Annotated in this window: 24 protein-coding genes; 15 read left to right on the top strand and 9 right to left on the bottom strand. The window is 65.1% G+C overall.

The genetic code is table 11. From position 1 onward, the window contains the following. Window positions 1-24: 24 nt before the first annotated feature. Complete coding sequence (locus AL3_RS03885) at window positions 25-1,341, bottom strand: MFS transporter (protein WP_066296796.1); 1,317 nt, start codon at window positions 1,339-1,341, stop codon at window positions 25-27. A gap of 159 nt (window positions 1,342-1,500) precedes the next feature. Between AL3_RS03885 and AL3_RS03880 the strand changes: the two genes are divergently transcribed. Together AL3_RS03880 and AL3_RS03875 are read left to right on the top strand one after the other, a co-directional pair. Further along, a complete protein-coding gene (locus AL3_RS03880; RefSeq protein ID WP_066296794.1) occupies window positions 1,501-1,968 on the top strand; it encodes a DUF3237 domain-containing protein in 468 nt (155 codons plus the stop codon). Between the two features lie 231 nt (window positions 1,969-2,199). Beyond that, a complete protein-coding gene (locus AL3_RS03875; RefSeq protein WP_255220883.1) occupies window positions 2,200-3,639 on the top strand; it encodes an APC family permease in 1,440 nt (479 codons plus the stop codon). Between the two features lie 108 nt (window positions 3,640-3,747). Here the strand turns inward: AL3_RS03875 and AL3_RS03870 are convergent, their stop codons facing one another. Next, window positions 3,748-3,960, bottom strand: coding sequence for a hypervirulence associated TUDOR domain-containing protein (locus AL3_RS03870; protein ID WP_066296793.1), 213 nt, complete (start codon window positions 3,958-3,960; stop codon window positions 3,748-3,750). 126 nt (window positions 3,961-4,086) lie between these two features. On the opposite strand from AL3_RS03870, the gene AL3_RS03865 reads away from it, so the two are divergent. After that, a complete protein-coding gene (locus AL3_RS03865; protein WP_066297120.1) occupies window positions 4,087-4,641 on the top strand; it encodes an acyl-CoA thioesterase in 555 nt (184 codons plus the stop codon). A 112-nt stretch (window positions 4,642-4,753) separates the two neighbouring features. Next, window positions 4,754-5,356 (top strand): dihydrofolate reductase family protein, encoded by a 603-nt coding sequence (locus AL3_RS03860; protein WP_066296792.1) that lies wholly within the window; start codon window positions 4,754-4,756, stop codon window positions 5,354-5,356. 22 nt (window positions 5,357-5,378) lie between these two features. On the opposite strand, the gene AL3_RS03855 is transcribed toward AL3_RS03860, so the two are convergent. Next, complete coding sequence (locus AL3_RS03855) at window positions 5,379-6,035, bottom strand: class I SAM-dependent methyltransferase (protein WP_066296790.1); 657 nt, start codon at window positions 6,033-6,035, stop codon at window positions 5,379-5,381. A 118-nt stretch (window positions 6,036-6,153) separates the two neighbouring features. After that, window positions 6,154-7,749: a hypothetical protein gene (locus AL3_RS03850; protein WP_066296788.1), complete on the bottom strand. Its 1,596-nt coding sequence runs from the start codon at window positions 7,747-7,749 to the stop codon at window positions 6,154-6,156. A 371-nt stretch (window positions 7,750-8,120) separates the two neighbouring features. On the opposite strand from AL3_RS03850, the gene AL3_RS03845 reads away from it, so the two are divergent. From AL3_RS03845 to AL3_RS03840, 3 genes are all read left to right on the top strand, one after another. Then, entirely contained in the window at window positions 8,121-9,557 is a 1,437-nt protein-coding gene (locus AL3_RS03845) for an OFA family MFS transporter (RefSeq protein ID WP_066296786.1), read from the top strand. Continuing rightward, window positions 9,554-9,655 (top strand): MFS transporter small subunit, encoded by a 102-nt coding sequence (locus AL3_RS19160; RefSeq protein ID WP_425481673.1) that lies wholly within the window; start codon window positions 9,554-9,556, stop codon window positions 9,653-9,655. Before AL3_RS03845 ends, AL3_RS19160 begins: the two co-directional genes overlap by 4 nt. 179 nt (window positions 9,656-9,834) lie before the next feature. Beyond that, a complete protein-coding gene (locus tag AL3_RS03840; RefSeq protein WP_066296784.1) occupies window positions 9,835-10,872 on the top strand; it encodes an NAD(P)-dependent alcohol dehydrogenase in 1,038 nt (345 codons plus the stop codon). Between the two features lie 81 nt (window positions 10,873-10,953). Here AL3_RS03840 and dsdA read toward each other — a convergent pair whose 3' ends face one another. From dsdA to AL3_RS03825, 3 genes are all read right to left on the bottom strand, one after another. Then, complete coding sequence (gene dsdA / locus AL3_RS03835; RefSeq protein WP_066296783.1) at window positions 10,954-12,321, bottom strand: D-serine ammonia-lyase; 1,368 nt, start codon at window positions 12,319-12,321, stop codon at window positions 10,954-10,956. Window positions 12,322-12,391: 70 nt separating this feature from the next. After that, window positions 12,392-13,915 (bottom strand): M81 family metallopeptidase, encoded by a 1,524-nt coding sequence (locus tag AL3_RS03830; RefSeq protein ID WP_066296779.1) that lies wholly within the window; start codon window positions 13,913-13,915, stop codon window positions 12,392-12,394. Beyond that, a complete protein-coding gene (locus AL3_RS03825) occupies window positions 13,912-15,243 on the bottom strand; it encodes an MFS transporter (protein ID WP_066296777.1) in 1,332 nt (443 codons plus the stop codon). The genes AL3_RS03830 and AL3_RS03825 overlap by 4 nt, the downstream gene beginning before the upstream one ends. Window positions 15,244-15,368: 125 nt before the next feature. Here AL3_RS03825 and AL3_RS03820 point away from each other — a divergent pair, with 125 nt between their 5' ends. Further along, entirely contained in the window at window positions 15,369-16,427 is a 1,059-nt protein-coding gene (locus AL3_RS03820; RefSeq protein WP_151723876.1) for an Lrp/AsnC family transcriptional regulator, read from the top strand. On the opposite strand, the gene AL3_RS03815 is transcribed toward AL3_RS03820, so the two are convergent. Then, a complete protein-coding gene (locus AL3_RS03815; RefSeq protein WP_066296773.1) occupies window positions 16,419-17,213 on the bottom strand; it encodes an SDR family oxidoreductase in 795 nt (264 codons plus the stop codon). The two genes, AL3_RS03820 and AL3_RS03815, sit on opposite strands and share 9 nt — an antisense overlap. 261 nt (window positions 17,214-17,474) lie before the next feature. Between AL3_RS03815 and AL3_RS03810 the strand changes: the two genes are divergently transcribed. The 3 genes from AL3_RS03810 to fmdA are packed head-to-tail and all read left to right on the top strand — an operon-like array spanning window position 17,475 to window position 19,716. Beyond that, on the top strand, window positions 17,475-18,128 hold the full coding sequence (locus AL3_RS03810) for an AmiS/UreI family transporter (protein ID WP_083521403.1): 654 nt from the start codon (window positions 17,475-17,477) through the stop codon (window positions 18,126-18,128). Between the two features lie 12 nt (window positions 18,129-18,140). Next, entirely contained in the window at window positions 18,141-18,434 is a 294-nt protein-coding gene (locus tag AL3_RS03805; RefSeq protein WP_066296771.1) for an FmdB family zinc ribbon protein, read from the top strand. A gap of 25 nt (window positions 18,435-18,459) precedes the next feature. Further along, on the top strand, window positions 18,460-19,716 hold the full coding sequence (fmdA, locus tag AL3_RS03800) for a formamidase (protein ID WP_066296768.1): 1,257 nt from the start codon (window positions 18,460-18,462) through the stop codon (window positions 19,714-19,716). Window positions 19,717-20,082: 366 nt separating this feature from the next. Here fmdA and AL3_RS03795 read toward each other — a convergent pair whose 3' ends face one another. After that, window positions 20,083-22,062: an acyl-CoA dehydrogenase family protein gene (locus AL3_RS03795; protein WP_083521402.1), complete on the bottom strand. Its 1,980-nt coding sequence runs from the start codon at window positions 22,060-22,062 to the stop codon at window positions 20,083-20,085. A gap of 273 nt (window positions 22,063-22,335) precedes the next feature. Here AL3_RS03795 and AL3_RS03790 point away from each other — a divergent pair, with 273 nt between their 5' ends. From AL3_RS03790 to AL3_RS03775, 4 genes are all read left to right on the top strand, one after another. Then, complete coding sequence (locus tag AL3_RS03790) at window positions 22,336-22,782, top strand: MarR family transcriptional regulator (protein WP_066296765.1); 447 nt, start codon at window positions 22,336-22,338, stop codon at window positions 22,780-22,782. Between the two features lie 52 nt (window positions 22,783-22,834). Beyond that, window positions 22,835-23,179 (top strand): bifunctional 3-phenylpropionate/cinnamic acid dioxygenase ferredoxin subunit, encoded by a 345-nt coding sequence (locus tag AL3_RS03785; protein ID WP_066296760.1) that lies wholly within the window; start codon window positions 22,835-22,837, stop codon window positions 23,177-23,179. A 2-nt stretch (window positions 23,180-23,181) separates the two neighbouring features. Beyond that, window positions 23,182-24,426, top strand: a complete 1,245-nt coding sequence (locus tag AL3_RS03780) for an NAD(P)/FAD-dependent oxidoreductase (RefSeq protein ID WP_066296758.1) — start codon at window positions 23,182-23,184, stop codon at window positions 24,424-24,426. Window positions 24,427-24,550: 124 nt separating this feature from the next. After that, window positions 24,551-25,600, top strand: coding sequence for an iron-siderophore ABC transporter substrate-binding protein (locus tag AL3_RS03775; protein ID WP_066296756.1), 1,050 nt, complete (start codon window positions 24,551-24,553; stop codon window positions 25,598-25,600). Window positions 25,601-25,614: the final 14 nt, after the last annotated feature.

Below are 25,614 nucleotides of genomic sequence, written 5' to 3'. Positions count from 1 at the left end.
GGCGGTATCGCCGAAGGGTGGGGGCTAGTCCAGGCGCCGGTTCCGGGTCTCGGGCATGGTCAGGATGACTGCAGTGCTGACCGCGCAGAGGACCATGATGTAGATAACAAATACCACATGCATCCCAATGCTGGAGAGCCACGTATTCAGGTACGGAGCCGTGCCTCCGAAGATGGCCGCGGACGTCGCATAGGCAATTCCGATCAGGGTTGCCCGCAGCCGGGTGGGCACCAGTTCGGCGAATACCGCTCCCAGCGGAGCGCAGTTCGCGGCCAGCAGGATGGAGGCCAGGGCAACGGTTACGAACAGGGACACCGGGCTGGAGCCCAGGCCGAATTCCAAGGGGATGGCGGCGATGATGAATCCGATGCTGAAGACCAGCAGTACCGGCCGGCGTCCCCAACGGTCCGAGGCCGCACCCATCAGCGGGATGGCAAGGAGGAAGACCGCCTGGCCGCAGAGTCCGGCCACGAGAGCCGCCGTCGGGTCCATTCCGTGCACCGAGACGGCGTAGCCGGGAGCGAAGATGAACCAGGTGTAGAACGCGACGACGCCGCTGATAGTCAGGCCCACGATCTGCAGGGTGCCGCGGCGGTTGGCCGCAAGCTGACGCAGCGTCCAGCGCAGCCCGGATTCCCGTGTCGTGTCAGTGTCAGCGGCCACGCTTGATTCGTAGACGGAGGATTCGGTCATGGTGCGCCGGATATAGATTGCGTAGAGACCCAGCAGTGCACCGATGGCAAAGGGAATCCGCCAGCCGTAGCTGGCCATGTCCTCGGCGGAGAGCACCGCTGTCAGGATTGCGCCCAAGCCGGTGGCCAGCATGGAGCCGATTCCAACACCGATCCACGGGCTGGAGGCCCAAAGCCCGCGCCGGCCTTCCGGAGCAACTTCGGCCAGGTAGGTGAACGCCGAGCCGGTCTCCCCACCGTGCGAAAGCCCCTGGATGAGGCGCGCCGCCAGCAGAAGAATGGAAGCGAAGACCCCGATCGAGTCAAAGTTCGGTGCCACCGCAATGATCAGGCTGCCCAGCGCGGCAAGGGCGATCGCCAAGGTCAGGCTGAAACGCCGGCCCTTCTCATCAGCTATTCGGCCGAACAACCAGCCGCCCACCGGACGCATCAGGAAGCCGACGGCGAAGATCGCCAGGGTGGAGAGCAGGGCGGACACGGGGTTGTCCGTCTTGAAGAACTGAGCGGCGAAGAACGGTGCGAAGATCGCGTAGATATTCCAGTCGAACCATTCCAGGGTGTTGCCGATATTGACGGCAACCAGGTCGCGTCGCCGCTTGGCGGTGCTGACACCGCTGGGCGTTCCGGTATTCGTGGCCGTGGTACTCATAGCTCCTCCATTGCAGCGCGGGCTCTGCCTGCCGGTGAGCAGGCAGGATGTTCCAACTATCGAAGCAATAGTTGAGAAGGTCAACGGAATTAATCCGGCCTCAGATGCCGGAAAAATTGCCATCGCGCGGAAGGTGATGCAACCGCTAGCGTCGTCTCTATGACCTTCTCCGCGCCTTCGCTGACGTTCCTGGCCACCATCTCCGTCCAGGTGGGCGAGCCGATCGAAATCGGCCGCACCTCCGCCGGTGTCCGCCGGATCATTCCGATCCTGGGCGGCAAGGTCGAAGGTCCCGGGCTGCGCGGAACTGTGCTGCCGGCAGGTGCCGACTTCCAGCTCCTGCGCACTGCCACCCTCACGGAGCTGGAGGCTAAATACGCGATCGAAACCGACGACGGCGAGCGGCTCTACGTGAACAACTTCGGCCTTCGCTCGGGCAGCGAGGCGGACATCGCTGCGCTGCTGCGCGGCGAGCCGGTGGATCCGGAGCGGATCTACTTCCGCTGCACGCCCCGCATCGAAGCGCCCGAGGACGGCGCCTGGGCCTGGCTGTCCAGCCGGATCCTCATCGGCACCGGCATCCGGCTTCCGGATGAGGTGCGGCTGGAGATCAGCGTCGTGGAGTAGGCCGGCAGGTCGGCCAGCAGGATTCCTGGAGCAGGCCCCCGCCGGACCCCTTGCCCAAATACCGTACGTGGCCTGACCACATGCCGGCCCAACTAGGCTGCGGCGGCCTGCGGCGTGTAGCGTAAACGGGCTATCTTCCCCGTGTGCGGATTCACAAGCCTGTGCGGGGCCCAAACACGTCCGTATCCGGGCAGCCCATTCGGGCAGATTAGACAGAAAGGGGGTGTCGGCGTGTCCGCAGTTCAGACAGAAACCGAACCCTCGCTCAAAAAGGTCCTCGGACGCATCGACGTCCTGGCCCTCGGTTTCGGCGCCATGATCGGCTTTGGCTGGGTTGTCCTCACCGGCGACTGGCTGTCCTCAGCCGGCACCATGGGCGCAGTTCTTGCCATCGTTACCGGCGGCGTCATCATGGCAATCGTCGGACTGACCTACGCCGAACTGTGTGCCGCCATGCCCAAGGCCGGCGGCGAGCACAACTACATCATGCGGGCCATGGGGCCGCGACCGTCCTTCATCGGCTCCTGGGCGATCATCGGCGGTTACGTGACCATCGTGGCGTTCGAAGCCGTTGCTTTGCCCAAAACCGTGCAGTACATCTTCCCCGACCTGAGCCACATCCCGCTCTGGACCGTTGCCGGCTTCGAGGTCCACCTCACGTGGGCCCTCGTCGGAGCCGTCGCCGCCGTCGTGATTACCGCGATTAACATCCGCGGCGTCAAGGAAGCCGGCGTCGTGCAGACCTTCGTGGTGATTTTCCTGCTGGCCATCGGACTGGTGATGATCGCCGGAGCGTTCACCGGCGGCAGCACCTCGAACATGGAGCCGTGGTTCCACGGCGGCATGAACGGCTTCTTCGCAGTGCTGGTTGTGGTGCCCTTCCTGTTCATCGGGTTTGACGTCATTCCGCAGTCCGCCGAGGAAGTCAACATCCCGGCGAAGCAGATCGGCAAGCTGGTTGTGGTTGCCGTGGTCATGGCAACCATTTGGTACATCATGGTGGTGCTGACCACCTCCTCGGCCATGCCGGCAGCAGCTCTCGTCGGCACCGACATCGCCACTGCGGACGCTGTCGGCGCCATGTTCAACTCGGACCTGATGGCCAAAATCCTCATCGCCGGCGGTATTGCGGGCATCCTGACCTCCTGGAACTCGCTGCTGATGGGGGCGTCGCGCCTGATGTACTCGCTGGCCCGTTCCGGCATGCTCCCCGCGTGGTTCGGCCGCCTGCACCCGAAGTACGGTACGCCGCACAACGCGCTCCTGTTCATCGGTGCGCTGAGCTTCCTGGCCCCGTTCGGCGGAGCGGAGATGCTCGGCTGGCTGGTCGACTCCGGCGCACCGAGCATCGTGCTCGCCTACACGCTGGTGGCCATTTCCTTCCTGATCCTGCGCCGCCGGGAACCGGAGATGGACCGTCCCCTGCGCGTCGGAGGCAAGGGCAAGGGCGGCATCGCCATCGGCATCGCGGCCACGATCTTCGGTGCCGCACTGTTCAGCCTCTACATGCCGGGTATGCCGGCGGCCCTGGGGATTCAGCCCTGGCTGCTGTTCGGTGCCTGGTGGGTCATTGGCCTGATCTTCTTCCTCCGGGTTCCCGGCGGAATCAAGGCAGGCCCCGACGCCGAGGAGCACCTTCTCGCCAAGCTGCGCGCCAAGGTGCGCGCTTAGCACCCGGCAGCGGGACAACGACGGCGGTTTCCTCACGGGGGAGCCGCCGTTACCGTTTTCGGAAGGATGGCCATCGGCTGCAGATCACCCGGGACGCTAAACCCGCCCTTAGGAAACCCGGTGCAGTGCATCTGCCCGGTGCACGGCGTGCAGCTGGGTCGCATCGCTGCGGACCTTGTACTGCGGCTCGGCCTCGGAGCACAGCCGGCGCCTGCCCATGAACTCGAAGTCGGCAGTATGGACTTCAGTGATTTCCCCTGTGGCCGCACCCGTCCGCGAGTTCCACCGCACCCGGTCCCCCACCCTCAACTGATCACTCATGGCGACCGTCCTAACACCGTTCGGCTCTCCGTGTAACGAGTAGTGGAAAGAACATTCGGCACCGATGCGGAAAATGCGGCGGTCTGCTTCCGGACAGATAAGTTACCCGCGGGTAATATGGGCGCCATGCACCTGATCTTCCGCACCCTGCTGCTGCTGCTGACTGCCCGCCGGCGCAGGCCGAAACTCAACATTTTCGATACCTCCTCCCTGCCGATGCGGGTCCTGCCGACCGACCTCGATATCGCCAACCATGTCAACAACGGCATGTACCTCTCGCTGATGGACCTGGGCCGGTTTGACCTGATGATCCGCAGCGGTTTCTGGGCGAAAATGCGGCACAACGGATGGAGCCCGGTGGTCAGCAACGAGACCATCAGCTTCCGGAAATCGCTCGCACCCTGGCAGCGGTACACCATTGAGACCCGGATCATCGGCTTCGATGAACGGGCCATCTACTTCGAGCAGCGGATGGTGGCCGACGGCGAGATTTACGCCGGCGCCTTCATTGCCACCCGGATGGTGTCAAAGCAGGGACCGGTCACCAACGAGGAGATCTTCGAGGCCGCAGGGCAGCGCCCGCCGGTGGACATGGTTCTTCCGGAATGGATTGCGCAGTGGCGCGGGAACGTCGCCCTGCCCGGAGCCCGGCGCCCGGCACCCCACGCCTGGGCAGCGTAGCTCCGCACCGTCCCCCGGGGGCGCCCGCTCTTGACGGGGTTCCGGCACTGAACCAGTCTGGATGAACGCCGCGGAACGCGGCACCAGACCGGCGAGACTGCGGAGGTCCGCTATGCGGCTGACCGTCAACACCTTCCTCAGCCTGGACGGCGTGATGCAGGGGCCCGGCGGTGCGGATGAGGACCCGTCCAACGGGTTCGCCCGCGGCGGCTGGCTGGTCCCGCTGGCGGACGACGGGATGGAAGAGGTCGTCGCCGGCTGGTTCAGGCAGGCCGATGCGTTTCTCCTGGGCCGTTCGACTTACCAGATGATGCAGCCGTACTGGGAGCCGGTGCCGGACAGCTCGGACGTTGTGGCCAGGTCGCTGAACCAGCTGCCCAAATACCTGGTCTCCAACACACTGACCAACCCCACCTGGCACAACACGTCAGTCATTTCGGGCGACGTACTGGCCGCCGTCGAGCAGCTCAAGGACCGGCCGCAGGGCGAACTCCAGGTGCATGGCAGCCACCAGCTGGCCCGGGCCCTGCACGATGCCGGCCTGGTGGACGAATACCGGCTCCTGATCTTCCCCATTGTTGTCGGGGAAGGGAAACGGCTGTTCGCCGAAGATGCGGCGCCGTCGTCGTTTTTGGTGACGGGCTCACACGTGACCAAGTCCGGAACCGTGTCCCTCTCCCTGCTGCCGCGGCCGTTCAGCGCCGACGAGATGTAGCGGCCCGCACAGTGCCGGGAGTTTAAACTCCGCGGCGGGCCCGCAGCACGTTGTCGTTGAGGACCACGCGCTGACCCTCCGGGCCTTCGACTGTCCGCGGCACCGCTGCGGCTGTCTCCACCATCCAGCCGAGTGCTTCGAGCTTCAGCTCCTCGGCAAGTTCGCCGGCGGTGGGCAGCGGGGGAACCGGCGCCGGGTGGCTGGACCAGGGCGGGAAATCCTGGTGCCCGACGACGAGCAGCCGCCCGCGCGGGGCAACAGCGGCCATGGCCCGGTGCAGGATGGCATCCCGGGGAAGATCGGTGGGGGAGTGCAGGAACTGTGCGCAGACCAGGTCATATCCCGGGTTGGTGCCGGGACCGGTGCGTGCCCATTCGGCAAGATCGGCCTGCACCCACGTCACCAGGCCCTCAACGCCGGCGTCCAGGGCATGGGCGGCTGCCCTCTCCAGGGCGACGGCGGAAATATCGATTCCCGTGACCTGCCATCCCTGCCGTGCCAGCCATACGGCGTCGGCACCTTCGCCGCAGCCAAGGTCAAGGGCTGTGCCGGGCGCCAGGCCGGTGACTTCGCGGACCAGCAGCGCATTGGGATTGCCGCTCCAGACCTGGCTGCGCTCGCGGTAGAAACCGTCCCAGAACTGGTCCGGTGGCTGAGATGCTGTGGGGTGGTCATGCATGACATGAACTTTACGTCCGGATGATTGCGGACGAAAGAAAGGCCGGATGCCGCTCCCAACAGGGGTAACTGGCATCCGGCCCTCCACCGTCGGTGGTGCGCTGATCCGCGCGCCGCTCCTAGTGCTGAGAGCGGCGGCTGCGGGCCGAGATCAGCAGGGCCAGCGGGATCAGCAGCAGAGCCACCGGAATCAGGACCGCCAGGATCGCCGGGGACGTCAGAAGCTGTCCCGGGGTCATGGCGGAGGTGCGTTCCATCATGGTGTCCGCACCAGCGGAGATTTCGCCGTTGCCTCCGGCCAGAGTGGCCGTGCCGTCAGCGAGCTTTCCGTTGCCCTCGGCCAGGTCGGAAGCGCCTGTCTTCAGCGTGGTGGTCCCGTCGCTGAGGGTCTGCGCACCGGCGTCGAGCTTGCCCATGCCTTCGTTCAGCGAATCCGAGCCGGAGAGCAGGCGGCCCGTGCCGTCGGCGAGCTTCGTATTGCCGTCGGCCAGTGTGTAAGCACCGGTTTCGAGCGTGCCCAGGCCTGCAGTCAGGGTTCCCGCACCATTGGCGAGTTTGGCGTTGCCGTCGGCCAGCGTGTACGCGCCGTCCTCGAGAGTGGTCAGCCCCTGGTTGAGAGTCTGCGCTCCGGCGGACAGCTGCCCGGCACCGGCGTAAAGCTGTTCGACGCCGTTGGCTGCTGCATGCGCTCCCTCTGCGAGGGCGGGAGCTTTGGTGTTCAGCTGGGCAAGACCGCCGGCTACGGCGTCTGCACCGTGGACCAGCCCGCCCTGGTTGACGACTGTGCCGAAGACGGTGGTGTGTGCAGGTGCTCCGGGGTTGCCCTTGAGTCCGAGGTCGATGCCGACAACCAGCTGTTCCAGACCCTGGAGCTTGGCTGCTGCCTCTCGGATTGACGGCGCTGACGCTTTGGCAATGGGGTCCAAACTCACAAATTCGAAGTAATCGGCCAAAGTGTTGAGGCGCTGAGCACCCGTCGACGTTCCCGTCGTGGAGTACGGGACCAGGTCAGCCTCAATCTTTTGGTACGGGGTCAGCCCCTCAGCATCCGGCTGGAGGTTGATGGCGGCGTAGACCCGCTCGACGCCGGCGCTGAGGCTCTCCGCGCCCGGGGCAAGCTGCCCGATCCCGGCAACCGCAGCATCTGCCCCTGCGGCCAGTTCCTTCGAGCCGCCAACCAGCGGTTCCATCTTGGTGTGCAGCTCGGATGCACCGGCGGACAGCGTGCCGGAACCTTCGCGGGCGGCGGTTGCGCCGGAGGCCAGCTTGTTGGCACCTTCCGAAGCGCTGAATGCTCCGTTGGCCAGGGTCGATGCCCCGGTGTAGGCGTTCGTCGCGCCGTTGGCGAGTTTGCTGGCGCCGGCGGATGCCGCTGCGGCGCCGTCGTTCAGCGTCGCGGCGCCTTCGTTGAGGGAGTCCGCTCCGGTTTTGGCGGTCCCGATGCCCTGGGCCAGGGTCTGGGCGCCGTCGTCGACCTTCGCACTGCCGGCCGCAACCTTATCCGCCCCCTCCTTTGCTTTCACGGCGCCGTCGTTCAGATCGGAGGCGCCGGTGGAGGCGCGTTTCGCGCCGTCGGAAAGCTGCGTTGCACCGCTGGCGACCTGGCTCGTAAAGAGCACAAAGAAGGCCAGCAGGAGGACCAGGAACAGGGCCAGGAGGCCGGTCAGAATGAGGTGCGGCCGGTTAGTGGGCCGGCCGGACGTGGAACTCGTCATTGAATATCCCTTTTCTGGTTCAAACAGCGGCCTGCTTCGACCGCACGGACTGCGGGTGTATCGCCTGTGAGCCCCGCATAAGGGTGGTGCACCGGCCGGGTTGCCCCGTGTCATGCGGTGTCATACACGGGGGTTACCGGCCGGTAGGAATGTGATGTCGGTTACATCTAACTTACTCATCGGTAACAAAGCAAGGGTTTCGGGAAATTTGTTACCGGCGGGTAGGTTGCGGACGGGTTTGGGGTGTGCGCAGGGGCCCCAGCGGCGTGTCGGGGCGCACGAAGAAACGAAATGGACCATGCTGGGGCGCATGCCGGCGCCGCCCTGGCGGCGCCGGCAACCAAAACCGCTGGAAGAACATTGGAGTTCGGATGAGCTGGCTGGACCGTGAACGCACCATTGCCCCGCCGGGATTCAACCGGTGGCTCATCCCTCCGGCGGCACTCGCCGTCCACCTCTGCATCGGCCAGGCCTACGCCACCAGCGTGTACAAGACCGCGCTGGTCGAGTATTTCGATGCGAGCCTGACCCAAATCGGTGTGATCTTCTCCGTGGCGATCGTGATGCTCGGTCTCTCAGCGGCGGTCATGGGCACCTGGGTGGACCGCAACGGTCCCCGCAAAGCGATGTTCGTCTCCGCCCTGTTCTGGTCAGGCGGCTTTATGGTGGGTGCGCTCGGCATCTTCACCGGCCAGCTCTGGCTGGTTTACCTTGGCTACGGATTCCTCGGCGGCATCGGCCTGGGGATCGGTTACATTTCCCCCGTCTCCACCCTCATCAAATGGTTTCCGGACCGCCCCGGACTCGCCACCGGCATGGCCATCATGGGCTTCGGAGGCGGTGCGCTGATCGCCAGCCCGCTTTCCTCCGCATTGCTGGCGTTCTACGATCCGGAGTCGGGAACCGAGGGCTGGGTTGCCAGCGGCGACGCTGTGGGCAAGCTGTTCATCACCTTCGGAGTCGTCTACCTGCTGTATATGCTCTACGGGGCATGGACCATCCGGGTGCCGGCTGAAGGATGGAAGCCGGACGGATTCGACCCCGCAAGCGTGGCTAAAAAACCGCTGGTCACCACGGCGAACGTCTCCGCCGCGAACGCGATCAAGAGCCGCCAGTTCTGGCTGGTGTGGATCGTCCTGTTCTGCAACGTCACCGCCGGTATCGGCATCCTGGAACAGGCAGCGCCCATGATCCAGGACTTCTTCCGCCAGCCCGACGGCGCTTCCCTGGTTACTGCCGCCGTCGCCGGAGGGTTCGTTGGCCTGCTTTCGATCGGCAACATGGGCGGGCGGTTCGTCTGGTCCGCCACCTCCGATGCGATCGGACGGAAGCGGATCTACATGGTCTATCTCGGAGTCGGGGCGGCCTGCTACGTGCTGCTGGCGATGTTCGGGTCCTCCTCGACCATCCTCTATGTGCTGCTGGCCTTCGTGATCCTCTCCTTCTACGGCGGCGGATTCGCCACCGTGCCCGCCTACCTGCGGGACCTCTTCGGAACGTTCCAGGTTGGCGCCATCCACGGCCGGCTGCTCACCGCCTGGTCCGCGGCCGGTATTGCCGGACCGCTGATCGTGAACTCGTTCCTGGACGCGCAGGGCACGCCCGGGGAACTCACTGCGCAGGCCTACCAGCCGGCCCTGCTGACCATGGTGGGGCTGCTGATCGTAGGGTTCATTGCCAACCTGCTGGTCCAGCCGGTGGCCGATAAGTTCCACGAACCCGCCAAGCCCCCGGCCCGGAGCGCAAACCCCCCGGCCGCCGACGACGGCACCAGGCTGGATCTCAACCTCGATGGAGGACACCGATGAGCAACATGAAACTCGTCATCAGCTGGCTGCTGGTGGGAATCCCGCTGGCCTACGGGGTTTTCCAGACGCTGACCAAAGCCGCCGCACTGTTTAGTTGATTCACTGTTCAGCTGATCGAGTATTCAGCTGAACGGCCGCCGGCGGATCCCGCCAGCCGCTTTCGAAGGGCTGGAGCGCCTGCCGGGGCTGTGCATTTGACTGATCGGTGCCACGCTTAAGGGGCAAATCCATCCACCCGTGCTGGCGGGATCTGCCGGTGCGGAGACAGGAGCATGCCATGAAGGCTCTTCAGTACCGCAGCCTGGGCGCCGCCCCCGAAGTCGTCGAGATCGAAACCCCCGAGCCTGGGCCAGGGCAGATCCGGCTGAAAATCACCGCCGCAGGTGTGTGCCATTCGGACGAATTCATCATGTCGCTGCCCAAGGACCAGTACAGCTACGGGCTGCCGCTGACCCTTGGCCATGAAGCAGCCGGGGTGGTGGACAAGATCGGCGCCGGAGTGAAGCACATCGACGAGGGACAGTCCATGGCCGTGTACGGTCCCTGGGGCTGCGGCCTCTGTTACGAGTGTTCGTCCGGGCGGGAGAACTACTGCCGCAATGCGGTCCAGTACGGCATCGCGCCTCCCGGTCTTGGTGCGCCGGGAGCCATGGCGGAATACCTCATTGTGGACAGCGCCCGTCACCTCGTGCCGCTCGGCGATCTGGACCCGGTGAAGAATGTCTCGCTGACCGACGCTGGGCTGACCCCGTACCATGCGATCAAGGGATCGCTGGAGAAACTGCACTCCGGTTCGACTGCCGTTGTAATCGGCGTCGGAGGGCTCGGCCACATAGCCATCCAGATCCTGCGTGCGCTGACCCCAGCCACCGTCGTCGCGCTGGATGTGGACAAGGCGAAGCTGGACCTCGCGGCCTCCGTCGGCGCCCAGTATTCCTTCCCCTCCGAGGCCGGAGCCGTGGACATGATCAAGGACCTCACCAATGGCCTGGGTGTCGACGCCGTCTTCGACTTCGTGACAGTCCAGTCCACCCTGGACCTGGGCCAGGCGATGGTCCGGTCCCAGGGCGACCAGGTGCTGGTGGGTGTCGGCTCCGGCACGCTCCCGGTGGGACTCGCCGCGACGTCGTCCTGGGAAACCACCATCCGCGCCCCCTACTGGGGATCGCGCACCGAGCTGTTCGAAGTGCTGGAGCTGGCCCGGGACGGAGCCATCAACGTGCACACCGAAACCTTTTCCCTGGAGAAGGCTCCGGAAGCCTACGAAAAGCTGAAGAACAACGAGCTGGTCGGCCGGGCCGTCGTCGTTCCCTAATTCAGGCGGCAGAATCCGGCTCCCGGGGGCCGGCGGAGTCCGGCGGGTTCAGCAGGGTTCGGCGGGTTCAGCCGGCAGCCGTCACTCCGCCGCCGGCACCCAGCCGGCGCCGCGGAGGAGGCTCCGGCCCTCCTCCACATAACGGTCCATTTCAGGAGCAGGAACCATTCCTCCTCCCGTCGACCACACGATGTGGTTCGCGGCGGCCAGCCGGGCCTCGTCCAAGCCGAACGCTGTGAGGTAGGCGTCGTCGGACAGGATCCGCCAGGGGTTGGTGAATCCCGCTGCAGCCGATGGCTCCACTGCGATGCCCTCGGCGTCCTGCAGCAGGCCGACGAGTGATTTCATCCGTTCATCGCTGACCGTCACGTACCCGTCCACGAGGTCCTGCATGCGCTGTCCCACCAGCCGTGACGGCCGGCCGACGGCGAGCCCGTCTGCCGCGGTGCGGCCGTCGAGCCCAATGTCCGCCACACAGATTTGGTCGTGCAGCCCGGACCGGACTCCCAACGACATTGCCGGCGACCGCGTGGGTTCGGCAAAGACGCAGTGGACGGCATCTCCGAAGGCCAGCTTGAGTCCGAAGGTTACCCCGCCCGGGCCACCTCCGACGCCGCACGGCAAATGCACGAACAGGGGGTTGTCCGCGTCAACGGGCACCTCCAGGGCGGCCAACTGGCCCGCGAGCCGGGCCCCGGCCACGGCATATCCTGCGAACAGCCCCAGGGAGTCCTCGTCGTCGATAAAGTGGGTGTCCGGTGTGCTAAGCGCGGTCCCGCGTGCTGCCCGCAGGGCGGCAGAGAAATCGGCGTTGTGCTCGATGACCTCCACTCCACGGCTCCGGAGGAGTTCTTTCTTCCATGCGCGGGCGTCCACGGACATATGCACTGTCGTGCGGAACCCCAGCTCCGAGGCGACAATCCCGATGGACAGTCCCAGATTGCCCGTGGAGGCAACGGTTATCCCGCGTGACCCCAGAATTTTCCGGGCACCCGGTGAGGCGAACACCTGGGCGTATCCGTATCGGTCCAAGTCAATGGTGTCGGCCAGGAGCTGTTCAGCGAGCTGAAGCACTTCATGGATGCCCCCACGGGCCTTGATTGAGCCGCTCACCGGAAGGACGTCGTCACGCTTGATCCAGAGCCGTCCCGGAAGTTCCCTCCCGAGTAATGCACCAAGGTCCCGCTGCATGGCGGGCGCCCCGAGCAAAGGCGACTCGATAATGCCATACGCAGGACGGGTATCCGGAAACCGGTCCGCAAACCAGGGTGCGAAGCGCCCGAAGCGTGCCCGGGCGTCGGCGACGATGGCCGGGGAGATCCCGGAACGCTCAATTCCCTCGGCGGCCGGTACCGGCCGGTCGCGGAACCAGGCGGTTTCTTCGCCCCGGGCCAGGGCAGCCACCAGGGGATCATTCAGGAGTTGTTCGAAGGCGGGCAGCCGGTTCACGGTGATTGTTTCTCCAGGATCTGTGGCTCGAGCGGCTTGATCGGGTTGACGGCAAGCTATCCCAAGCACATCACACAGACCTGGGTTCCGGCCCGCCGCCGGGGCCGGCAGCTGCCGGGGTGGTGAAGGCCGGACCCAGGGCGCCCAGGCGAATGCCCGGCCGCAGATTGCGCCACGGCAGCACGGCGGGGTCTGCCGGGAACGGGCCGGGGGCCAGCGCAACGATGATCCGGCCTGCCAATCCGGCGTAGTCGGCACGGAAGTGGACGGAACTCTTCACCACGAGGACCTGCTGCCCCTCCGGGACCACCCCGGCTGCACGGAACTGGTTGCGGTCCATGATCTGGGCCTTGTGGCTGTTGACGACAACCCGCACATTGCCGCACCGCAGAAGAACTGATGGCCCCACGGACAGCTCGTTGCCGTGCATCATGGGGCCGTCAAAGTGGACTTTTCCATCGGTGATCTCCTCGACCTGGAATGTCCCGCTGAACGGGCCGTCGCCGTCCGTTTCCGACCCGGCAAACGTGACGGTCACGGTTTCTCCCCGCCCGGCCGCGACCGCCGTTTGGACGATCTCCGGAGACCACATTGCCGCCAAGGCGCTGGAGGCTATGTTCCGCTGGACGAGTTCCCGCAGCAGCCCTGTGGTCGTCGCGTCTCCGCCGGCCCCGGGATTATCCTGCGTATCTGCGATAACAACAGGCACCTGCCCGTCGGCGATGGCCTGGACCGCCTCGTCCAGCGCCTGGTCAGCCGGGAGTGCCGTCAAACGGAACTCGGGTTCAAGGTCATGGATGGCCGCGGCAATGCCATCAACGGCGTGGGCGAGCTGTGCTTCGTCCACGCCGTACCCAAAAACGCAGGGCTGGCACTCTTCGACGTCGGCGGCAGGAAAAGCCATGGCAATGGACACGACGGCATCCTGGTCCGCGGAGTCCAGCAGCCCGTACGCCGCCCGCGCAGGTCCCTCAAGGGTGCTTCCCGAAATTGTTGGGATGAGGAAACCGATGCGCTGCGCGCTCACCGTCATCCGCTCACCGGAGAGGATGCGGTGCAGCAGCGCCGCCGCTGATCTGCCGGTATCAGCCATGTCGACGTGGGGGTAGGTCCGGTAGGCCACCATGGCATCGGCTGTTTCCAGCATCAGGTCACTCACATTGGCATGGAGGTCCAAGCTCACGACGATGGGCGTTTCGGCACCAACCACATTCCGCACCCTGCGAAGGATTTCGCCGTCGCCGTCCGGATAGTCCTCCGAGACCATTGCCCCGTGCAGGTCAAGGTAGACGGCATCGGGGGTTTCCTCGGTGCACGCGTCCTCGATCATGCGGATGATGCGTTCAAAGGCGGAGGACTCGACCGGGCCCGAGGGGGAAGCCGCACACCAGACCACCGGCAGCATTTCCCAGGCCGGATCCGCAGCCAGGACAAACCCGCCGAGCGGTATGTTGACGGAGGCGAGCGTCAGTACCTCATCGCCGAGGTGCATCCGGGGAAACCCCTCGCCGTTCTGGAAGTTCTCCCAGCGCGCCGGAGTTGGAGCAAAGGTGTTGGTCTCGTGCAGGAACCCTGCGATCAATACGCGCGTCACAGGCTGACCTCAAGCTTTCTGCGGCGGAGCGCTGCGGGCAAAAGCAGCAGGGTGAAGGCTGACAGGACCAGGAGGCCGACCATGGTCAGCAGGCCGCCCTGGGTGCTCCCGGTGGCTTCCCGCACAAACCCCATGAGGGTAGGGGCAACGAATCCGCCCAGAATTCCAATCGTGTTGATGAACGCGATGCCGCCTGCAGCGGCCGTACCTCCAAAGTGCTGGCTGGGGACGGCCCAGAAGACTGTGTACGCGGCCCAGACAGCGCAGACTGCGATGCACAGGGCAATGAAGGAGACCAGGAAGTTCGTGGCGGTAAAAGCGGCTACCGTCAGCCCGGCGGCCGCAATGAGGGCAGGAATAACCGCATGCCATTTGCGCTCCTGAAGGCGGTCTGAGCTCCGGGAGAGAAGGATCATGGTGGGTATGGTCAGCGCATACGGCACCGCTGTCAGCAGGCCGATGGAGAACGTACCCTGGACGCCGTTGTCCTTCAAGATAGTGGGCAGCCAGAAACTGACGGCATAGATCCCGCACATGATGCCGAAGTAGGCCACCGCCATGACATAGACGCTTGGCTCTTTCAGGGCGTCGATGAACCGGTGGGTGCCTTGTCCGGCTTTTGTCTGGCCGATGGCTTTCGCAACGACTGCTTTCTCTGCGTCGTTCAGCCATCCCGCCTGTTCGGGACGGTCCGCCACCGTCTTCCAGAAGAGGTATCCCAGCAGCACACAGGGCAGGCCCTGGATGAGGAACATCCACTGCCAGCCGGCCAATCCACCGATGTTGTCCATGGCAGCGATAATGGCGGCCGAGACACCGGAGCCGAGAATGGAGCCGATGGGCCCGGCCAGCATATAGATGCCCATAACAGCAGCCATCCGCCGGGCGGGGAACCAATAGGTCAGGTAGAGGATGATGCCGGGCGCGAAGCCGGCCTCGAAGATGCCCAGCAGAATCCGCAGGATGTAGAAGCTTGTCTCATCCCGGACGAACATCATGGACGCTGAGGTGATGCCCCACAGCACCATGATGCGCGTGATCGTCCGCCGCGCACCAACCTTGTGCATCAGCATGTTGCTGGGGATTTCCAGGCAGGCATAGGCCAGGAAGAACAAACCTGCACCGATACCGAAAACCACTTCGGTTAGCGCCGGAATGTCCTCCTGCATGTGGAGCTTCGCGAAACCAATGTTCACGCGGTCCAGGTACGCGAAGGTGTAACAGAGCAGGAGCAGCGGCAACAGGCGCCTGTTGATCTTGCGGTAAACGGATTCCTCTGTGATGGCGGGCTGGCTGCCGTTGAGGCGTCCCTGGTGTGTGACTGGCATATTGCCTCCTGTGTAAGGTGCTGCACAGTCTAGGATCCAGAAGTATCAGGCAGTCAAAATGAAGGAATCTTCCAAATACAGACTCAAACTGTTGGAATATGCTTCCAGAAAGAGAGTAGGTGAAGATGGCGGCGCTCGAAGTCCATGCAACGGATCTGGAGATTGTGGATGCCCTGCAGATCGCGCCCAGGGCCAGCTGGGCGATGGTGGCCCGCGCGTTGGACGTATCCGAAGTGACCGTTGCGCGCCGCTGGAAAAGCCTGGAGGACCGCGGGCTCGCCTGGACCAGTGTTGCCCTGCATCCCTCGACGTCTCAGGGAGCCTTCATCGAGGTGCGCTGCGACGCGAAGTACCTGGACCGGCTGCTGGCGTCCCTGGGCCGGCACCCTGACGTCATCACCGTCGGGCAGACCACCGGCGACTACAACCTGTTTTGCATCACGATCGCCACAGTCCTGGAGGAAGTCCTGCGCTGTGTCCATGGGGGACTTCCGGAACTGCTGGATGCCGTCCAGATGCGGATCAGCCTCTTCCGGCAGATGACCGGGGGAGTGGATTGGCGCCAGGGCATTTTGTCTGCCTCCAATGAGAAACAGCTGCAGGAAGAACACCATTCGAAGCGCCCGGAATCAATCTCCCCTCTTTCAATCAGCGATCGGCAGCTGTTTCTCCAACTGGGAAGGGACGGCAGGCGGTCGCCCGCGGAGCTGGGCCGGAACCTCGGGCGTTCCCCAGGCTCGGTGCGCCGGCGGCTGGCGGAGCTCGAAGCACAAAACCAGGTCGTTTTCCGGTGCGACGTCGCCCGGCCGGCCTTCGACCTGCCCCTGGGAATGCTGGTCCTGATGAAGGCGCCTCCGCTCGAGGCGGAAGGCACGGCACGCCTGCTGGGTCGACGGCGGGAGACCCGGTTTTGCGCGTCAGTCATCGGTACAGCCAACATCATCCTGGTTGTCGGGCTGCATGATCTTGCCGACGCTGAGCGCGTCCTCGGCGAACTGTCCCAGGACTATCCCTCCGCCGAGGTGCTTGATCGAAGGGTCATCACCAGGATGGCGAAAATCTACGGGCGCATCCTCGACCCGGCCGGCCGATCCGTTGGCGTAGTGCCGGTGGATCCCTGGATCCGCAGCATCCGGAACGGAGGTTCGGCAGAAGGCAGCACCGCACCGGCCGGGTTAGGCTGACCCGCCCGCGAGCAGGAGACCGCCGTCGAGCGTCAGGACCTGCCCGGTGATCCAGGCGGCGTCGTTGGAGGCCAGGAAAGCCGCGCCCGCCGCCACATCGCCGGGACTGCCGAGTCTGCCCAGCGGATAAGCGCCGGCCACCTTCTCTTCCCGGCCCTCGTACAGCGCGCGGGAGAAGGCCGTCCTGACCACGGCCGGAGCCAGTGCGTTCACCCGGAGATCCGGCGCCAGTTCGACGGCGAGGGAGCGGGTGAGCTGTTCCAGGGCGGCCTTGCTGATGCCGTAGAACGCGATGCCTTTGGCCGGGGTTTGCGCGCTGACGGAGGACATGTTGATCACCGACCCTCCGCCGCGTCTGAAGTCGGCTTTCGGATGCCGGCAGGCGGCCTGGACCCACGCCAGGGAACCCAGGACATTTACGTCCATGATCTTCCGGGCGGCATCCAGATCCAGGTCGAGCAGCGATCCGTAGACTGGGTTGGTGCCGGCGTTGTTGACCAGCACATCCAACGGGCCGAACTCCGCGGTTACGGCGTCCAGCGCCTCGCGGTGATGAGCGGGGTCGGTGGAATTCCCGGCAACCGCGATGGCTGTCCCGGGCGGAAAGCCGGCGGCTGCCTCTTTCAGCGGTCCCTTGTTCCGGGCCGTGATCAGCACCCGGGCTCCCTCAGCCACGAACCGGCGGGCAACCGCCAGGCCAATCCCGCGGCTGGCCCCGGTAACGAGTGCTGTTTTACCTTCCAGCCGCCGTACGCTGCCGGAATGCTGACCGGGTGCTGAGCTCATCTGGGGTCCTTTCGTCCGCGGGAATCTCCGTCGCTGGGGTGTGTCCGGACGGGCCGAGTCTGTGCGAGGGGACGGGTCCGCGTCAAGGCATGCTGCTGGGGCAGCTCGTTTTCTTTGGCGAAGGGTGTGCAATGTGATTGACGAGTACCGGAAAGCTCCATAAGCTGACGTCTTACCTAGGTAATGGCCCCCATACTTTCCTACCGGAACTGCTGCGGCCACAGAACCCACCGATGGATTTCTATTTGCAATGGAGCAAATATGGCCAGTGTTGGTTTGCTTTATGTTGGTGCTGTCCTGCTGATAAACGGACTCCTGCTCCTAGGGAAAATCCCGGGAAAATCGGCAGCAATGCTTAACTTTTTTGTGGGTGGAATGCAGGTTATTTTTCCCACTATCATCCTCATCCAGGCGGCCGGAGACCAGGCCGTGACCTTCGCAGCCGCCGGGCTGTATCTCTTCGGTTTTACCTACCTCTATGTTGGGCTGGTGCAGGTCACCGCTGTAGGCCCCGAGGGCCTGGGCTGGTTCTCCCTGTTCGTGGCCGTCTGCGCCGTCGTTATTGGAACACTGCAGTTCACCATGGTCCTGGACCCGGTGTTTGGGGTGATCTGGTATCTATGGGCGGTCCTCTGGTTGCTGTTCTTCCTGGTGCTGGGCCTGGCCCGGGACTCGCTGACCCGAACCACGGGGTGGTTCGCGGCGCTTGGGGGCCAGCTCACCGCCACCCTGCCGGCGTTCCTGCTGCTGACCGGCAGTTATGTCTCCAATGGCGCAACAGCTGCGGCCATGGCAGTGGCCGGCGCCGCCGTCCTGGCCGTGTCCTTCTACCTCGGCCGCGCGCGGATGGCTGACCCGGGGAAAGACCAGGCCCGCCGGGAGCCGGGATCCGGTGCCACTCCCGCCGTCACTTAGCAAAGGAAAACCATGCCGCTGTACGTCTACCGCTGCCCGGACTGCCGGGACTTCGAGGTCCAGTCCGCCATGGGCCAGATCCGTGAGTCGATGACCTGCCCGGAATGCGGCACCCAGGCGTTCCGCAAATTCACCGCCCCGCATCTTTCCCGTTCCTCCTCCAATGCGTACAAACTCATCGAAAGCACGGCCCGTTCCGCCTCCGAGCCGGCAGTCGTCTCATCTCCGGGCGGAGCGGCACGTGTTTCCCGGGGCGGCGGAATCACAATGAATCCTCTCCACCAAAAGCTCCCAAGACCCGACTAAGCGCCACAATTTCAAAGGAGAAGTTATGCCTCAAGTCGTCTTTCCCCTCGATTCCTCGAAGAAGTTCGAGGACCAGGAAAAAATTGGCCATAACCGGTGGCATCCGGAAATTCCTCCCGTAGCCGTCGTAAAACCGGGGGAGTCCTTCCGGGTGGACTGCCGGGAATGGTTCGACGGCGCGATCGTAAATGATGACTCAGCGGAGGACATCCTCAATGCTCCGCTGCTGACTGTGCACAAGCTCAGCGGACCGTTCGGCGTGGAGGGCGCAAAACCCGGCGACCTGCTGGTGGTGGACATCCTCGACGTCGGGCCGATCCCGCAGGAGGACTCCGGTCCGCTCGCAGGCCAGGGCTGGGGCTACACCGGCATCTTCGCCACGGAAAACGGCGGCGGGTTCCTGACCGAGCAGTTCCCCGACGCCTACAAGGCCATCTGGGATTTCAACGGCCAGACGGCGACCTCCCGCCACGTTCCCGGTGTCTCCTTCAACGGACTGATCCATCCCGGGCTGATGGGGACCGCGCCGTCGGCCGCCCTGCTCGCCAAGTGGAACAAGCGTGAAGGCGACCTGATCGCCACCGACCCGCACCGGGTCCCGCCGCTGGCGCTGCCGCCGGAAGGTGCGCATGCTGTCCTCGGCGGGCTGCCGCGGGAAGACTGGGAGCGGGTCGGCAATGAAGCTGCACGGACGGCGCCGCCCCGCGAAAACGGCGGCAACCAGGACATCAAGAACCTCTCCAAGGGCTCGCGGATCTTCTATCCGGTGTTTGTGGACGGGGCCAACCTCTCCGTGGGTGATCTGCACTTCTCCCAGGGCGACGGCGAAATCACCTTCTGCGGCGCCATTGAGATGGGTGGCTTCATCGACCTGCGGGTGGACATCATCAAGGGTGGAATGGACACCTACGGTGTTCATGAGAACGCGATCTTTATGCCGGGCAACGTCGATCCGCAGTTCAGCGAGTGGATTGCGTTCTCCGGCACGTCGGTGACACTCGGCGGCGAGCAGCGCTACCTCGACTCGCACCTGTCCTACCAGCGGGCCTGCCTGCATGCGATCGACTACCTGACAAAGTTCGGCTACAGCCCGGAGCAGGCCTATCTGCTGCTCGGTGCCGCCCCCATTGAGGGCCGGCTGTCCGGGGTTGTGGACATTCCGAACTCCTGTTCCACGGTGTACATCCCGACGTCGATCTTCGACTTCGACGTGCGGCCCTCCAGCTCCGGGCCGTTCCAGATCGATCCCGGAATCGGCGCTCCACGGGCCAGCAACCGCTGACCCACCGGCCCAGGCTGGTGCAAGCCAGCCTGGGCCGGGGGCTCAGGGTTCTTGGCTCTGCCCGCGCAGTTTCCCAGCGGGCGTTGCTGGCGTGGCTGTTGTCCCGCCAGTCGCAGGGGTAACGACGGCTGAAGCTGCGTTAGCTGTCGGCCTCCACCGACACGGGTTCCCACTGTAAGGAGCCTCCTGTGGCTGGTGTGGTCACTTCAGCCACAGGAGTTCACAAAGAGTGGGAACGCGTGTCGCGGAAGGTCATCTACACCCAGCTGCTTCACCAGCCGGGGCCCATTACGGCCCCGGCACCCGGTCAATCCTTCAGCCCCAGCGCGCCAGCCACGGCCCCCGCCCGCAACCAACCACTCCGGACTACCGGTACTTCCGATGCAGGTTCTCCTTCGGTGTGCCGTCGGTAGCCCAGGGGGAGATCCAAGGGCCGGTGCCCTCGGACTGGTCCAGGATCCCGTCTTCGAGCCAGGTGTAACGCCCGTCGAGCACCTTTTTGGAAAGCTTGCGGTCCTCCGGGTCGGAGTTGTTCCACAGCTCGGTGAACAGCGCGTCCACCCGGACCCGGGACTGGGCGCAGAAGGCATCCGCAAGTTCGTAGGCGGTGGCACCTTCCGCGGGGTCCTGAAGCCGGATCGTCTCCGCCTTCATGCAGACCGCGGACATCGCGAACAATTCCGCGCCGATATCCACGATCCGGCCGAGGAACGCCTGATGGTGTTCCAGCGCAGCCTGCCAGCGGGCCATGCCGTAGAAGGTGGAGCGTGCCAGCTTCCGGGAGGCGCGCTCCGCATAGCGCAGGTGCCGGGCCAGCGGTCCGAATTCGGCGTACGACGTCGGCACGTTGCCCCGTCCGACGGCGAGGGTGGGCAGCCACTTGCCGTAGAACCCGCTGGCCTTGGCCCCAGCCTTCACCTTGTTGCCCAGCGGGGCGTCCGCAACAGCAAGGTCGCCGGCCGCCCGCAGATGCGCGTCAACTGCCTCGCGGGCAATCAGCAGGTGCATGATCTCCGTGGAACCCTCGAAGACCCGGTTGATCCGCAGATCGCGGAGCTGCTGCTCCGCCGCCACCGCGCGCTCGCCGCGGGCAGCCAGGGAGGCGGCGGTTTCGAAGCCGCGCCCGCCGCGCACCTGCACCAGCTCATCGGCAATGTTGTAGGCCATCTCGCTGGCCCAGAGCTTGGCCAGAGCTGCCTCGATCCGGATGTCCTTGGTGCCGGCGTCGGCCATCTCCGCGGAAAGCTCAAAAACCGATTCCAGGGCGAACGTGGTGGCCGCAATAAAGGCGAGCTTCTTACCCACCGCTTCGTGGCGGCCGATCGGCCGGCCCCACTGCTCACGTGCCCCGGACCAGCCGCGGGCGATCTTCAGTGACCATTTCCCGCCCGCAGCGCACATTGCAGGAATGGACAGCCTGCCGGTGTTCAGCGTGGTCAGCGCGATCTTCAGGCCCTGGCCTTCGCGGCCCACCATGTTCCGGGCCGGAACCCGGACACCGCGGAGCCGGGTCACACCGTTCTCGATGCCGCGCAGACCCATAAAATTGTTGCGGTTCTCCACGGTGATGCCGGGCGCGTCCATCTCCACGATGAAGGCACTGATCCCGCCCTTCTGGCCGTCGTGCGGCGGGACTGCGGCCATCACGACGACGAGTTCGGCGATCACGCCGTTGGTGGTCCAGAGCTTCACGCCGTCGAGCACATATTCACTGCCGTCCTCCGACGGCACCGCGGTGGTGCGCATCCGGGCGGGGTCGGAACCGACATCCGGTTCGGTGAGCAGGAACGCGGTGATGGCACCCGCGGCACAGCGGGGCAGATACTCCTGGCGCTGTTCCTCGGTGCCGAACACCTTCACCGGCTCCGGCACACCGATGGACAAATCAGCGGACACCAGGGCTCCCAAGCTGGGATGAACGGTGCCCAGGATCATCAGGGCACGCCCGTAGTAAAGCAGGGACAGCCCCAGCCCACCGTATGTCCGGGGGATCTTGATGCCGAAGACACCCAGCTCCGCCAGCCCCCTGAGGTACTCATCCGGGATGACGCCGGTGCGTTCGATGAGCTGGCCGTCCAGGGTGGCGCAGAAGCTGGTGAGGTCGGCCAGGAACTTCTCAGAACGTTCGATCTCCACCTGAGGGAGGGACGGGTGCGGGCGGATCAGGGAGAGATCGAAGTCGCCCAGATAAATCCCCTTGGCGAAACTCGGCCGCTGTTCATCAGTGATCCGCGATGCTTCGGCGACGTCGCGGGCGTCCTTCTCGCTGACCTTGCGTTCCCGGAGCCTCCGGGCTGAATCGTCCCCGCCGGTGTTCCGGGCATCCTGCAGATTAGTGGAACTCATGTTTTCCCCTATGGCCTGATTGATCAGGGCCGCTCCCCATGCAGCCCCGGCTCGCTGTGCCGACCATGCTACGCGTTACTACTGGCCGGTAAAGGGGTAACGGGCAACCCGGCGGCAGCTCTGGGTGATCCCGCAGGGCTGGACCTCGGATTGGCCTTTTTGCGGCCGCAAAAGCGGAGTGAGCTTGACAGCGACCCCTGCCCTGAGGTTTGGATAGTAAGTACACTGAGGATTTGGAACACCAGTCACAGCTATTTCAGGGGGACCCAGGGAATGCAAAATGATGCTGATTGGGAGGCCATCCGGCTGCTGTCCACCGCTGCGCGGATGCTTCGCCGTGAAATGGACAACCGGCTCCGCGCGATGGGATTGACCCAGGAGCGGGTAACGGCCTTGAAGGTTCTGCGCGACGCCGGTCCGATGCGCCGGGCGGAACTCGCCCGCCGGCTGCGGGTTACCGCGCAGACGCTCGGGACCACGCTGGTCAGCATGCAGGCGCAGGGCCTGGTCAACGAACTCGGCGACGATGCCGGGGGCGCCCCCCGCCGTGCCGTAGGCATTTCTGACCATGGGCGGACAGCCCTGGATGATGCGATCCGCCTGGAAGGCCAGAATCTCACCGCGGAACTGCGCCCGGCCCTCCGCCGTGAATTGATCTCACTCATCACTGAGCTGGAAAGCACCCGCCAATACGGCACCGCCCGCTCGGCCGGTGCCTGAAGCCGGTCGAGGCAACCGGCAGCCCGCCCCTGCCGCGCGGTAACGTGGAAGCATGACTGAAGGTATCCGCGTAGCCGCAGCAGATGAGATCGACGAGGGTGAGGCTGTCACCGTAGATTCACAGACCGCTGGAACAGGAGACGATATTGCTGTTTTCCACAGCGATGACGGCAACTTTTACGCCCTGAATGACACCTGCACGCATGAAGAGGCTTCCCTGGCTGAGGGCTGGATCGAAGACGGTGAAGTTGAATGCCCCGTCCACTCCGCCCGCTTCTGCCTCAAGACCGGAGCCGCGATGTGCCTTCCCGCCACGGTCGACGCCGTCGCCCACCGCGTGGAGGTCATTGACGGTGACATCATCCTCTACCCGGGCGTTGCCCCCACCGCTTCCTAACCATGGCTGACACCGCACCCGGCCCGGATGCCGCACCCGGCCCGGATTCCGTCGCCATTATCGGTGCCGGTCCGGCCGGGTTCAGTGCCGCAGCCGAGCTGCGGCGGCGCGGATTTGCCGGCAGCATCCAGCTCGTGGATCCGAGCGGGCAACCACACGACCGGCCGCCGCTGAGCAAGGCCTATCTGGCAGGAACGCTGGAGGAGTCCGGTCTCGCGCTCGCCGCCCCGGGGTGGTTCAGCGAAAACGCCGTGGAACTCGTGGCCGATGCAGCTGTTTCCCTGGACCCTGACGCCGGAACGGCCACCCTCGCCGGCGGTGGGGAACTTCAGGCCGATATCCTGCTGCTCGCCACCGGGGGCGCGGCCCGCGCGCTCAGTTTTCCCGGAACCGCCTTCGTCCACACGCTCCGCAGCAAAGCGGACGCCGATGCCCTGCGTCCGGTGCTGGGTCCGGGCAAGCGGCTGGCCATCATTGGAGCCGGTTTGATTGGCGCCGAAGTGGCCTCGACCGCCGCAGCACTGGGAACCGCCGTCGTGCTCATAGATCCCGTACCCGTGCCGCTGGTTCCCGCGGTGGGGGTGGAGCTGGCCGCATACCTGCACTCGATGCACGCCGAAGCAGGTATCAAGACCATCACCGGACTGCCGGTGGATGTACTCCAGGGGCCGGGAGGGAACTCGGTCCTTCTGGACGACGGCTCACTGATTGACGCGGACGCCGTGCTGGCAGCGGTTGGTATGGTGCCCAACACCTTCCTGGCCCAGTCAGCCGGGATTGCAGTGGACGACGGCGTGCTGGTGGACGCTTCCGGACGCACCAGCCATCCGCGCGTCTTCGCGGCCGGCGACTCCGTGCGCCGGCAAACCGGCGGCGTCCTTGAACGCCGCCCTGAACACTGGGATTCGGCCGTGCGTTCGGGCCGGGCCGCCGCGGCGGGGATCCTCGGCGGGGAACCTGAGCCGGAGGCTGTGCCGTGGTTCTGGACGGACCGGCACGGCGTTCATGCTGAAGCCGTGGGAAACATGGCGGCTGACGGAAAGTCTGTGGAGCGCGGCGTGCCCGGGCCGGGCTACGTGGTGTTCCGGACCGCTCCGGACGGTACTCTGGCCGGCGCGGCCGGAGTAGACGCCGGCAACACCCTGCGCGCTGCCCGCCGGCTAATCGCGCTCAAAAAACCGATCCCGGCAGAGCAGCTCGCCGATCCCGGCGCCGACCTGCGCCGTCTTGCCCGGTCCCGTCCCTGACCGGCCACCAGGACGCCCATTAGGGCACATGCGCGTTGCGTATTTCGCCGATCGGTAGGTTAGCCTTACCTTGCCGGACAAAATCCGGCATCCCCGTCCACAAAGTAAAAATCTAGGAGCCCCCATGGCCCTGTCCCGCATGCGCAGTCTTGCGGCCGTCGCTGCCGTCGCCGTGCTGTCCCTGTCCGCCTGCTCCACCGGTTCGACGTCGTCGGACTCGGGCTCCGGCAGTACCGCCGCCTCCAGCGACCAGTTCCCGGTCACCATCGAACACGCCTTCGGTGAGACCACCATCGACGCCGTCCCCGAGCGTGTCGCGACGGTCTCCTGGGTCAACACGGACACCGCGCTGGCCCTGGGCGTTGTACCGGTGGGCATGCCCCTCTACGAGTGGGGCGGCAACGAAAACGGCACGACGCCGTGGATCGACGAGGCACTCGAAGAACTCGGTGCACCCATCGGCTCGGAGAACGCCCCGGTCCAGTACCCGGAAACCGACGGCATTAACTTCGACGAAATCGCAGCGACCGATCCGGACGTCATCCTGGCTGCGTACTCCGGCATCACGCAGGAGGACTACGACAAGCTCAGCTCGATCGCGCCCGTGGTTGCCTACCCCGACGTCCCGTACTACACGTCCTGGCAGGACTCCGCCACCATGATCGGTGAAGCCCTGGGCAAGAGCGGCGAAGCGGCCCAGCTGGTGGAAGACACCGAGAAGGCTATTGCCGACAAGGCTGCCGAGTACCCCGAACTGGCCGGAACCAGCTTCATCTACGGCAACCTCGACACAGCTGCCGGCGCCGACCAGATCTCGATCTACACCTCGGGAGACAACCGTCCCAAATTCCTGAAGGAACTGGGGATGGTCCAGGCGCCGATCGTCGACGAGAACGCACCGTCTGACGCGTTTTACCTGACCTGGTCGCCGGAACGTGCCAACGAGCTTGAGGCGGACCTGTTCGTCAGCTGGGTAGCCGACGACGCCGCCAAGGAAGCGATCGTTGCCGATCCGCTGCTGAGCCAGATCCCGGCCGTCAAGAACGGTGGACTCGTGGCCGATTCGGACAACACGCTGACACTGTCCATCTCTGCCGCGAATGTCCTGAGCATCCCGTACGCGCTGGACAACTTTGTCCCGCTGCTCGGTGAAGCCGCAGCACAGTTGAAGTAGTCCCGGCAAAACCC

It is taken from the genome of Arthrobacter luteolus NBRC 107841, assembly GCF_001552075.1.
Lineage (GTDB): Bacteria > Actinomycetota > Actinomycetes > Actinomycetales > Micrococcaceae > Arthrobacter_B > Arthrobacter_B luteolus.
The sequence above is the reverse complement of the archived record's forward strand: the minus strand, read 5'-3'. Positions and strand labels throughout refer to the sequence as shown.

Excerpts from the sequence above, each read along its gene's own strand:
- AL3_RS03885 (WP_066296796.1), bottom strand. The coding sequence starts at position 1,341 with ATGAGTACCACGGCCACGAATACCGGAACGCCCAGCGGTGTCAGCACC.
- AL3_RS03880 (WP_066296794.1), top strand. The coding sequence starts at position 1,501 with ATGACCTTCTCCGCGCCTTCGCTGACGTTCCTGGCCACCATCTCCGTC.
- AL3_RS03870 (WP_066296793.1), bottom strand. The coding sequence starts at position 3,960 with ATGAGTGATCAGTTGAGGGTGGGGGACCGGGTGCGGTGGAACTCGCGG.
- AL3_RS03865 (WP_066297120.1), top strand. The coding sequence starts at position 4,087 with ATGCACCTGATCTTCCGCACCCTGCTGCTGCTGCTGACTGCCCGCCGG.
- AL3_RS03860 (WP_066296792.1), top strand. The coding sequence starts at position 4,754 with ATGCGGCTGACCGTCAACACCTTCCTCAGCCTGGACGGCGTGATGCAG.
- AL3_RS03855 (WP_066296790.1), bottom strand. The coding sequence starts at position 6,035 with ATGCATGACCACCCCACAGCATCTCAGCCACCGGACCAGTTCTGGGAC.
- AL3_RS03850 (WP_066296788.1), bottom strand. The coding sequence starts at position 7,749 with ATGACGAGTTCCACGTCCGGCCGGCCCACTAACCGGCCGCACCTCATT.
- AL3_RS03845 (WP_066296786.1), top strand. The coding sequence starts at position 8,121 with ATGAGCTGGCTGGACCGTGAACGCACCATTGCCCCGCCGGGATTCAAC.
- AL3_RS19160 (WP_425481673.1), top strand. The coding sequence starts at position 9,554 with ATGAGCAACATGAAACTCGTCATCAGCTGGCTGCTGGTGGGAATCCCG.
- AL3_RS03840 (WP_066296784.1), top strand. The coding sequence starts at position 9,835 with ATGAAGGCTCTTCAGTACCGCAGCCTGGGCGCCGCCCCCGAAGTCGTC.
- AL3_RS03825 (WP_066296777.1), bottom strand. The coding sequence starts at position 15,243 with ATGCCAGTCACACACCAGGGACGCCTCAACGGCAGCCAGCCCGCCATC.
- AL3_RS03820 (WP_151723876.1), top strand. The coding sequence starts at position 15,369 with ATGGCGGCGCTCGAAGTCCATGCAACGGATCTGGAGATTGTGGATGCC.
- AL3_RS03815 (WP_066296773.1), bottom strand. The coding sequence starts at position 17,213 with ATGAGCTCAGCACCCGGTCAGCATTCCGGCAGCGTACGGCGGCTGGAA.
- AL3_RS03810 (WP_083521403.1), top strand. The coding sequence starts at position 17,475 with ATGGCCAGTGTTGGTTTGCTTTATGTTGGTGCTGTCCTGCTGATAAAC.
- AL3_RS03805 (WP_066296771.1), top strand. The coding sequence starts at position 18,141 with ATGCCGCTGTACGTCTACCGCTGCCCGGACTGCCGGGACTTCGAGGTC.
- fmdA (WP_066296768.1), top strand. The coding sequence starts at position 18,460 with ATGCCTCAAGTCGTCTTTCCCCTCGATTCCTCGAAGAAGTTCGAGGAC.
- AL3_RS03795 (WP_083521402.1), bottom strand. The coding sequence starts at position 22,062 with ATGAGTTCCACTAATCTGCAGGATGCCCGGAACACCGGCGGGGACGAT.
- AL3_RS03790 (WP_066296765.1), top strand. The coding sequence starts at position 22,336 with ATGCAAAATGATGCTGATTGGGAGGCCATCCGGCTGCTGTCCACCGCT.
- AL3_RS03785 (WP_066296760.1), top strand. The coding sequence starts at position 22,835 with ATGACTGAAGGTATCCGCGTAGCCGCAGCAGATGAGATCGACGAGGGT.
- AL3_RS03780 (WP_066296758.1), top strand. The coding sequence starts at position 23,182 with ATGGCTGACACCGCACCCGGCCCGGATGCCGCACCCGGCCCGGATTCC.
- AL3_RS03775 (WP_066296756.1), top strand. The coding sequence starts at position 24,551 with ATGGCCCTGTCCCGCATGCGCAGTCTTGCGGCCGTCGCTGCCGTCGCC.